At 42.8% G+C, this 10,643-nt stretch carries 5 protein-coding genes and 1 pseudogene; 3 read left to right on the forward strand and 3 right to left on the reverse strand.

Annotated features, from left to right (window positions below; all coding sequences use genetic code 11):
• On the forward strand, window positions 1-348 hold a 348-nt coding region (locus tag L5M49_RS24380; RefSeq protein WP_263170303.1), incomplete at its 5' end, for a restriction endonuclease subunit S.
• Window positions 349-362: 14 nt separating this feature from the next.
• Window positions 363-3,641 carry a type I restriction endonuclease subunit R gene (locus tag L5M49_RS24385; RefSeq protein ID WP_263170305.1) on the forward strand — a complete coding sequence of 1,093 codons (3,279 nt, stop codon included), beginning with the start codon at window positions 363-365 and terminating at the stop codon, window positions 3,639-3,641.
• A 674-nt stretch (window positions 3,642-4,315) separates the two neighbouring features.
• On the opposite strand, the gene L5M49_RS24390 is transcribed toward L5M49_RS24385, so the two are convergent.
• A complete protein-coding gene (locus tag L5M49_RS24390; protein WP_259591708.1) occupies window positions 4,316-6,484 on the reverse strand; it encodes a hypothetical protein in 2,169 nt (722 codons plus the stop codon).
• A gap of 116 nt (window positions 6,485-6,600) precedes the next feature.
• The gene (locus L5M49_RS25370; RefSeq protein ID WP_375163559.1) at window positions 6,601-6,717 is read right to left on the reverse strand and encodes a hypothetical protein; all 117 of its coding nucleotides are present in this window, start codon (window positions 6,715-6,717) and stop codon (window positions 6,601-6,603) included.
• A gap of 315 nt (window positions 6,718-7,032) precedes the next feature.
• Here L5M49_RS25370 and L5M49_RS24395 point away from each other — a divergent pair, with 315 nt between their 5' ends.
• Complete coding sequence (locus L5M49_RS24395; RefSeq protein WP_259483842.1) at window positions 7,033-9,297, forward strand: restriction endonuclease; 2,265 nt, start codon at window positions 7,033-7,035, stop codon at window positions 9,295-9,297.
• Window positions 9,298-9,773: 476 nt separating this feature from the next.
• Here L5M49_RS24395 and L5M49_RS24400 read toward each other — a convergent pair.
• Window positions 9,774-10,556, reverse strand: a pseudogene (locus L5M49_RS24400) (IS110-like element ISSba8 family transposase); the annotation flags it as partial.
• Window positions 10,557-10,643 lie beyond the last annotated feature (87 nt).

Here is a 10,643-nt window from a genome sequence, read left to right on the forward strand (position 1 = left end):
ATTGGCACTATAGGTAATATTGCTTTAATTAGACAGACTCCAGATTTCGCAATAAAGAATGTGGCTTTAATCAAAGATAAAAACGAAATGGATTTTTTATACAGCTATTATTTTTTGCAGTCGCCAATTACAACTCAGCAGTTGGATGATTTTGCTAGTGGTGGAACACAGAAATTTATTTCATTAAGTAATGTTCGCAGTTTATTAATATGCGTCCCTGAAAGGGAAGAACAAACCGCCATCGGCAATTATTTCCAAAAACTCGATGCGCTCATCAACCAACACCAACAACAAATCACCAAACTTACTAACATCAAGCAGGCCTGCTTGAACAAAATGTTTGTTTAGCAGGGAGCACAGCCATGACCACCTTTAAAACCGAAGCACAATTTGAACAGGCTTTTATCGAAGTGCTTACCCACAAGGGCTGGGAGAGCGAGATACTCAAAAACAAAACCGAAGCGGATTTACTGCAAAACTGGGCGAACATTTTATTTGAGAACAATCGCCAGCAAGACCGCTTAAACGACGTGCCACTGACGGCAACGGAAATGCAACAGATTATTGAGCAGATTAAAGAACTGAAAACCCCGCTCAAGCTCAATGGCTTAATCAACGGCAAAACCGTGGCCATTAAGCGCGATAACCCCGCCGATAGTTTGCATCTTGGTAAAGAAGTCAGCTTAAAGATTTATGATCGCCAAGAAATCGCGGCAGGCCAAAGCCGTTACCAAATTGTGCAGCAGCCTAAGTTTGAACGCGGTAGCCCCTTGCGTAATGACCGGCGCGGTGACGTGTTGTTGCTGATTAACGGTATGCCGGTTATTCATGTGGAGCTTAAACGTAGTGGTGTGCCAGTAAGCCAAGCGGTTAACCAAATCGAAAAGTATTCCAAAGAAGGTATTTTTAGCGGCCTGTTTTCACTCATTCAAGTGTTTGTCGCCATGGAGCCTCTTGATGCCAAATACTTTGCCAACCCGGGGATGGATGGCAAGTTTAACCCCGATTACCAGTTTAACTGGGCCGACTTTAATAACGAGCCCATGAACCATTGGAAAGACATCGCCTCAACGTTGTTATCCATCCCGATGGCGCATCAGTTGATAGGCTTTTATACCGTGGCCGATGACACCGATGGCGTGCTGAAAGTGATGCGCAGTTACCAGTATTTCGCCGCCAATGCCATCTCCGATAAGGTAGCCAAAACCAACTGGCAGCAAATGGGCAGTAGCGCCAACAACGTCGATAGGTTAGGTGGTTATATTTGGCACACCACCGGCTCGGGTAAAACCATGACCAGCTTTAAATCGGCGCAGCTAATTGCCCAGTCAAAAGATGCCGATAAAGTGATTTTTTTGATGGACCGAATTGAACTAGGCACCCAGTCGCTGGCGGAATACCGTAATTTTGCGGGCGATGGCGAAGATGTTCAAGCGACCGAAAATACCCATGTATTGGTAACGAAATTAAAAAGCTCGTCCCCAGCCGACACCCTCATTGTTAGCTCGATTCAAAAAATGAGTAATATTTTTGAAGCCGTTGCTGCTGACAATGGGCATGCTGAAGGCACAGCAACACTTATATCCACCAATAGCGCCGATGTTGAAAAAATCCGCGCTAAACGCTTGGTATTTATTATTGATGAGGCGCATCGTTCAACCTTTGGTGACATGCTGGGTATTATTAAAATTACCTTTCCACGCGCGTTATTTTTCGGCTTTACTGGCACCCCGATCCAAGAAGAAAATGAAAAAAACGGCAATACCACCAGTACCGTGTTTGGTAACGAGCTGCACCGCTACAGCATAGCTGATGGTATTCGCGATGGTAACGTACTAGGCTTTGACCCCTATAAAGTGCCCACCTTTAGAGACAGTGATTTAAAACAAGCGGTGGCGTTAGAACAAGCGAAAGCTGGATCCGTAGCAGAAGCCATGGACGATCCCGCCAAAAAGCAAAAGTTTAATTATTTTATGAAAGACGTGCCTATGGCAGGCTTTAAAGATGCAACGGGTCAATATACCAAAGGCATTGAAGACTATATCCCCAAAAGCCAATACTTGACCGATACCCACCAAGAAAAGGTGGTGGCTGATATTATTGATGGATGGGATGTGCTCAGCCAAGGCAATAAATTTCACGCAATCTTGGCCACCAACAGCATCGCCGAGGCCATCGATTATTATCGTCGTTTAAAAGCCGCCAAACCTGAGCTTAAAATCTCTGCCTTGTTTGACCCAAATATTGATAACGATGGCGGCAGTGGAAACCGAGGCCCTACCTTTAAAGGTGATGGCCTAGAAGAAATTATGCGCGATTATAATGCTTGCTATGGCCAAGACTTTGATTTTGCTCGCCATGCGGCTTTTAAGAAAGACTTAGCCGCACGCCTAGCGCACAAAAAACCCTATGAACGCATTCATACCGAACCCGCCAAGCAGTTGGACTTACTGATTGTGGTAGATCAAATGCTCACCGGCTTTGACTCCAAGTGGCTGAATGTTTTGTATTTAGATAAGGTGATTAAATACCAAAACATCATTCAAGCCTTCTCGCGTACCAATCGTTTGTTTGGCCCTGATAAGCCGCATGGCATTATCCGTTACTACCGTTACCCGCATACGATGGAGCGTCATATTAACGATGCGGTCAAACTGTATTCTGGCGACAGACCCATGGGCTTGTTTGTTGATAGGCTAGAAAGTAACTTGGAAGCAATGAATGAATTAGCGGGTGACATTACCGAGTTGTTCATCAGTGCCGGTGTAGCGAGTTTTGAAAAACTGCCCGAAGATGTCGAAGCGTGCGCAAAGTTTGCCGAACTATTTAAAGTCTTTAACCAGCACCTAGAAGCAGCGAAGGTACAAGGTTTACATTGGGATCAGTTGGTCTATGCATTTACGGACTCTTTTGCAGACGAGAGCAGTAGTGAGCATGAGGTGACGCTGGCGATTGATGAACTAACCTATCTGAGCCTCGTGCTGCGATATAAAGAACTCGCATCAAAAGGTAATGGTGGCGGTGCAGGTGGTGGCGATGTGCCTTTTGATATCAGTGGCTATTTAACTGAAATTGATACTGGAAAAATTGATGCCGACTATATGAACAGTCGCTTTGATAAATTTCTAAAAGAGCTCAATCAACACCAAGATCAAGCCAGCATCGAACTCACGCTCAACGAGCTGCATAAGTCATTCTCTTCACTGACCCAAGTAGAACAAAAGTACGCCAAGCTTTTCTTACATGATTTACAACGCGGTGATGCGCAGTTAATCGATGGCCACAGCTTTAGAGACTACATCAACGACTACAAAGACAACGCTGAAAATGCGCAATTAAATGCGCTGGTCAGTGCGTTAGGGTTAGATAAAAACCTACTTGTTAATTTAATGAGCAACAGTGTTAATGAGAAGAGTCTTAACAACTTTGGTCGCTTTGACGCCCTTAAAGACACCGTTGATAAGGCCAATGCCAAGGCTTACTTTGAAAAGGTAGACGGGGTTAGTATTCCACCTTTTAAGCTCAATATCCGCATCGATCAGTTTCTAAAACAGTTTATTTTTGCTCAGGCAGATGATCTCTTTGATGAAATTAATGAAGATGTTATTGAAGGATTTAACGCCATACAATCAGCCGGTTAGCATTACCCCAATCATACTTAAACTGGTCGCTGAAATCAGTGAAACGATTGGTCGTTTAAGTGCGTGAATTGAACAGACGCAGTCACTCCGGCTGCGTCGTGTCAACCGTATCCTTACGGTTAGGCTCGTTGGCGATTGGGGGCAACACCTCCTTTGGCGAGGCGTAAAGCACTGTCAAAAGAGGTGCTTGAAGTAAAAAACGCATTACGAAAAGTATACCTAATCGGAGCATTCAGCTAACACTGAGTGATGAGAGCTAGCAAGCTTTGGGGCAGGAATGAGCCAGCGATGAACCCACCGACTCGAATCGGGACAATTCCTTGTTAACGTTTTTGCTCTAATCTCGATTTCTCGGATTATCATAAGTATTGCAACCCGCATTTAGCGCTAAAGAAACTGATGAAGGAGTTTCCTAAATCACAGGCAGATGCAGCTACAATAATTTCCTGAACAAGCTTCAGTGCTTCAGTTTTAAATTCTGGAGTGTGAATGTTTTTGGGGGTATCAATAAGCGAGTTTACTAATTTAGCGAGACGTCCAAAAGAATTGGATCAGATCAATTTTATACATGTTCATAGTTGAACTATACAACTGGTGACAAAAATCTAGATATGTCATGTCACCAGTCCAAAGCTAAAAAAACTATCAGTTCAAACTGAAAGGACGATTGCAACTTATAATAATTGGTTCAATTCATTGTACAGCCCGTACAAACGGTGTGCTGACATATCTAGAATCGGTTCGTACATGAACGAATTTAAGTGAATATTTTCTGGAGTCATCACATTAACTTGGTCCAGTAAGCTTATAGTCTCAACTTGAGCAGGGAACTGGTCGCTATATTTATCAAACAACGCTCTGGTCTGATTTGACTGGATGTCATGAACGAACGGCTCGTCATTAATGGCTGCTATCATGAATTGCTCTGCTTTTAGCCGTATAGCCATAGCGAGGATGACTTTAAACTCAAGCTCTGGTGTCTCATTTCCACCTTGTGATATTTCATCCGCAACCTGCAGAATTCTATTGATCACGTGAAAATCACCATTTGGCAAAATCAGCTCAGGCTTGTCTGCAAATACTGTGCGATAGATGCTTTGCAACTCCGCAACGGTAATATCCAGACTGGCTTGTTTGATGTGCAGTAACGAAGTTAAGGTATCGTAAGAAGTTTGGTGCCCACAGTATTCTGCAAGGTTTCTTGCAAATGGAATGCTAGCAAGCATGAATGCTTCGTTGCTGTGCAAACGTGATTTCCAAACCTTGAAGACATCATTCTGGTAAGTTTCTTGAGAAAGCCTGACCTCTCGAGCTGACTTGGAGGCCATCAATTTCCTCTCACGCTCAACTCTTCCATTCCCGATGATTCTGCTACTAATAATTCTATGAAAATCAAAATTATGCGTAAGAATCAGCAAGTAGAAGTGTCCTACTTGAGCAATGTCTTTAAGATATTCGACGATAGCATATTTATTTTTGTAGTCAAAGGAGTCTGCAATATCGTCAATGGTAATCAAGATCGGTATTCCAGCATTCTTACGGATCTCAATCTCAAAAAGTACGTTGAGGATGTACAGTGCTCGTTTTTCACCTTGACTCAGGGTTTGTAAAAGAGTCTCGCGTTTTACTTCCTTCGTTGCTCCTCGGCCATCATCAAAATCAAAAGTGATAGCTGGGGCTGCAGCATTGAGGATCACCTCTTCGAGGTTATCGACTCGAAGTTTAAACGGTACTGAAAATCGCTTATTAAAAATACCAACAACGTTTTTCCAGGTCGTTTCCTGTTGTTTGGCTTGTTCGACGATACCTCTTATGATTTGTTGGTTTACTTGGTATGTAGCGATCAAATCTTCCCAAAGGGATCGATGTGCTTGCAAATAAGCGCAAACGACCTTTTTCTTAAGATCGGGAATATTCTTGTACTCGGGTAAAAGAGCTTGGTGCTCAGCAATAAAATCCCGAAATGATTGTGTCTCTTTGGTTGATAGTTTTTTATCAACACGCTGAAATTTTTCTTTTAAAACAGGATCTTGGAAGACTTTATTCTGTTCTTCCTGTAAGATTTCATCTAAGCGGTCTTTAGATGTTATTTCTTGTTTAACCCCATTTATTGATAGATTCACAGTATGGGACGCGCTGAAAAAGCCAGTATCAGAAAGACTCTTGGACACTGCTCCGGCTTTCTGATGGTTAAAAGTTTTGGAAAGTACGGCTGATTCGCTAATTAACTTGTCGTAGGTTTCAACATATTCGGTTAATTCTTGATCAAAGTTATCTGATGTAATGAGCTCCAATACTTTAGGATTAAATAGATCTGCATGTCTGTAGCCAGCAAGATCGGAGTAGTCCTGTGTAACAGTCGTTCTTAACTCACCGAGAAGTTCAAAAAAATCTGTCTCAGGGCGATTAAAGGTTTCACAAATCATCTCTGCGATAGCCTTATGCTGCCGACCAGATCTTTTGGCCAATTCTTTTATGAGCAATGCTCTTTTATCGTCAACTTCTTTAAGCGCATCGTCGTATTCGCGCTTCAATACTTCGTTAACCAAAAGGGTCGAAACCTGTTTTGAACTATAACTCTCGTCATACGAGTTAATAACCATTAGCTGCGCAGGACTAATCTCATTGTCATCGATGGTGATCGTTCTCGTCGTTTCGCGTTCAAGAAAAATCGCATCTTTTGAAGCTTTGCCTTCTGCAACATCTTTGAATGTTTTCGCCAATGACGTTTTTAAAGTACCGTTAGGGGCATATAGCGAATACACTCCTTCAACACCATTAGCTTTTGAAAAATCAAATTCCTTCTGTAGCCGATTGATCCCATAGCAATTAGTTAAATCCAAAACCAGTCTCATCAGATATTCTATCCCTTGATTAATCGATACAATGTTCGCTAGCCTAAGTCGGCTAGCGCTTTAACCGTTAAGCGCCTCATTCAGCGTAGTGACGACATGGTGGTTCACGCCAATTGCAGCGAAGTGTTTTCTCCGCAGGCAATCTTATCTTGCTCGGATTCACGCAGATCTTTGCGATTACGTGTACTTTTTGTCTCTCGAACTAATTGCCTTGTTAACATTTGGCTGCATTGATTACTCCAGCGCTTTGAACAGCTAAATCCAAATACCTTTCTGCTGCATTTTGGCTTATTGCAAAATCAGGCAGATGCGACGCTTGATTTCTTAGCAAACACGCGAACAATAAAGTGGCTTTACAAGTACCAAATGATTGTAATTTTCGGCGTCAGAAATAATATAATGAAACAACTAAGGAAGCCATGATAGGCCTTTTGTTCATTCAGTCAAAACTCAGCTACTGTGGCCTTTGAAGTGTTTCTGATTAAGATGTCATGATGTAAGCTAAGCCAATAAAATAGACATGGATTTAGAATTATATGTTTCATCTTCATACTCTTGGCTGGCACAGCTTTCAACAATTGTGCCTTTCGGTATTGCGCGAAGTCCTCGGTCAAACGGTCCAGTCCTTTCTAGATACTAATGACGGTGGTAGAGATGGAGCATTTTCGGGTATCTGGAGCCAACAGAATGGTGAGTTGTTCTCTGGTCGCTTTGTGATCCAATGTAAGTTCACCGCTCGCGTTGGGCACACTCTCACACCATCAGATCTCGAAGACGAATTCAGCAAGGCCGAACGATTAGTCAACAAGAATGAGTGTGACATTTATATTCTAATGACAAATGCTGGCGTTTCCGGTGCTACCGAACTAAAGATTAAGGAAAGGTCCAAAGAAGCAGGAATCAAAGAGTTACTTATATTTGGTTCCACTTGGCTGGAGGACCAAATTCGTGAGAATAAGCATTTAAGGATGATGGTTCCAAGAGTTTACGGTCTCGGAGACTTGAGCCAAATTCTAGACGAACGAGCATATGCTCAGGCCAAAGCAGTTCTCGAATCAATGAAAGAAGATCTAGCTAAAGTCGTTTTAACAGAGTCTTATCGAAAAGCAGCTAAAGCTCTCGACACGCATCGTTTCGTGCTTCTAGTTGGCGAGCCAGCCTCAGGAAAGACGACCATTGCATCGTTGCTTGCGATGTCATCTGCTGACCAATGGGGAGCGTCTGTGGTTAAGTTAATGACGCCCCAGTCTGTCGTTGAGCGTTGGAATCCTAATGAAAAGTCCCAACTATTCTGGATCGATGACGCATTCGGAGTGACTCAGTATGAAAGTAGCCTTGCCTCCGGTTGGAATCATATCCTCAATGAGGTAAGAACCATTCTTCGCCAAGGAAACCGTATCGTTATGACGTCACGTGACTACATCTATAATCGTGCACGTCAGGATTTGAAGGACGGTGCTTTTCCGCTCTTCCAGGAGAGTCAGGTTGTTATAGATGTTCATAACCTAACGTCTGACGAACGGAGGCAAATTCTCTACAACCATCTAAAGCTTGGAAGACAACCTAGAAAGTTTCGTGCTGCGGTGAAACCACATTTAGGGTCTGTTGCAGATCATAATAGGTTCATTCCGGAAACAGCTAGGAGGTTGGCAGATCCATTTTTCACCCAAAATTTGTATCTGTCTGATTGGAGCTTGGAGAGGTTTGTAGATAAGCGCGAGCAATTCCTCATAGATACCTGTAAAGAGCTAGACGCCGGTTGCAAAGCAGCATTGGCATTAATTTATATGTCCAACGGTCAATTGCATAGCCCGGTCACACTGACAGCTGCCGAGGATGATACTCTGAGGCGATTGGGCAGTGACTTGGGAGGGTGTACTGCTGCACTCGAAGCACTGCGCGATAGTCTAGTAGTCCACGTGAATTCGGACGGAAAGTCTTTTTGGACCTTCAAACACCCGACTATTGGAGACGCATACTCTGTCATGCTTCGAGGCAGCCCTGAGTTGCTTGGGATTTATGTCCGCGGTAGCGATATCCAAAAGCTGATGCGTCAGATAACTTGTGGCGACGTAGACATTGAAAGAGCAGTTGTGCTGCCTAGTTCTATGTTTGAATTACTCATTAAGCGACTTACTACATATAAAACAAGCTCTGCCTACAAGACACAATGGATGTCAGGATGGTGGGCCCGACGAGAACTGCTAAGTTTTTTAGTCGGACGGTGTAACAAGCAGTTTCTTGAATTGTATCTCAGCGCTGACCCCAAATTAATTGATCATATCACTACCCCAACGCCAAACTTAGATTTTTCAGTAGAAGTCGATCTAGCTATTCGCTTGTTCAAACTAGACCTATTGCCAGAAAACGCGCGTAAAACACTGGTAATTACGGTCTCGAAATATGCACAAAATGGCGAAGATGCTAGAGTTCTAAGTGACCCTGAGCTTCGTTCACTATTAAATGATAGGGAGCTGAGAATACTAAGAGAAGCGATTCGTACTGAATTACTGCCGCGAATTGAGGAAGTGCGTTGTTTATATCAAGAAGAGCACGATCCCGAAGAAGACCCAGAATGGCACATGAAGCGTTTTACTCAACTGCTCTCAGGCATTATAGATGAATATCCACATAGTTTGCGTATTAGAAATATTATTGAAAAACAGCGCATGCTAGTTCAAGAATGGGTTGATGAAAACCCACCGGAGGAAGACAGCTCGACTTCGCGAGATATCATAGTTGATGAACCGAATGTAAGCTATACGAGCAGTCGAAGCATTTTTGATGATATAGATGAGTGATATCTGCTACGGCCCGATTTCTATAGACACTCTGTAGCATTACTAAAATTTGGTCAATTGCAAACTAACAAAGTCAGTTGCTCATCACGCTGATAACTCGCAATGGGGCATAAACGTGCCTGAACTGATCGGCCTGACACGAGTTGGGACATTTTCGTGTTAGGACTTTTGCTCTAATGAAAGCATTTCTGATTATCAAAAATATGAAAAAGCTATAACCCTGTGGTCAGTTTTACTTGACCATATATGGACGCCTCAGCTTTTACAACACTTTTGAATGATTGGTTCACTACCATATATTCGGCGTCTAAATAGGCTTTTTACCCGCGCCATGATGTAAATCCGAAACCTATTACCTTATCACTACATCGGCATTTAATGCCTTGGTCAAGTCAGGCTCTAATAGGTACGGTTGACCGTTTATTCATCAGTGCATGTAAACTTTTACGTGATGCTTAACGTCTTACGCAAACGCTTTTTCCACCAGAACTCGATTGCGATGGCACTAAGCCACACCATGCAGATAATTGCCGGCCATTTTTAAATTGATGACCCGAACCTAATTCACTCATAAAGCTTGCTGTGACTAATGGTCCAAAGCCAGGGATCGACAGCAATGCATTGTAGCGAGGTTGGATTTGACATAGCGCTTTAATGTCGCGCTCGATTTGATTAATTCTCTCATTTAAAACACATAAATCTTCATATAAAAATTTTAACAGGTAATGAAGCGTATGAGACAGTTCATGCTCATTATTTGCTAAAATACGGCTAAGTGATGCTTGTAATTGCAACCTGCCGACAGAGAAGATCACACCAGACTCGCTCGCTAGGCTTCGAATTTGATTGACCATGGCGGTTCGATTTTGAACGAGACGACTACGTACACAACGTAATGCTTTAATGTCTTGTTGCTCAACAGTTTTAACTGGAACCATGTGGATATTAGGTCTGAAAACCGCTTCGCATATAGCGAGGGCATCGTTGGCATCATTCTTTTGATTTGCAACAAATGGCTTAACATGTTGAGCAGGGATCAATTGCACTTGATAACCAAGAGCTTGAAATTGTCTTCCCCAGTAATGCGCCGTACCACAGGCCTCCATAGCAATAAGGCTACCTTCGGGGAATTGTCTAATTTTATCGAGCAGCTTGTTTCTGTTAACCTTTTTGTTACTCATGACAGAGTTATCCATAAGACAAACACAAACTTGAAAAACATTTTTGGCTAAATCGATACCAATAACTTTAATATCCATGATGGAAACCTCCAGAACTATTTGTCAGCTTTAAGCTTGGCATAATACTGCAAGCTTAGGTGCTGAGGCGTCCATCACATCACTACA

The organism is Shewanella sp. SM74, assembly GCF_025653725.1.
In the GTDB taxonomy this organism is placed as follows: Bacteria; Pseudomonadota; Gammaproteobacteria; order Enterobacterales; family Shewanellaceae; genus Shewanella; species Shewanella oncorhynchi.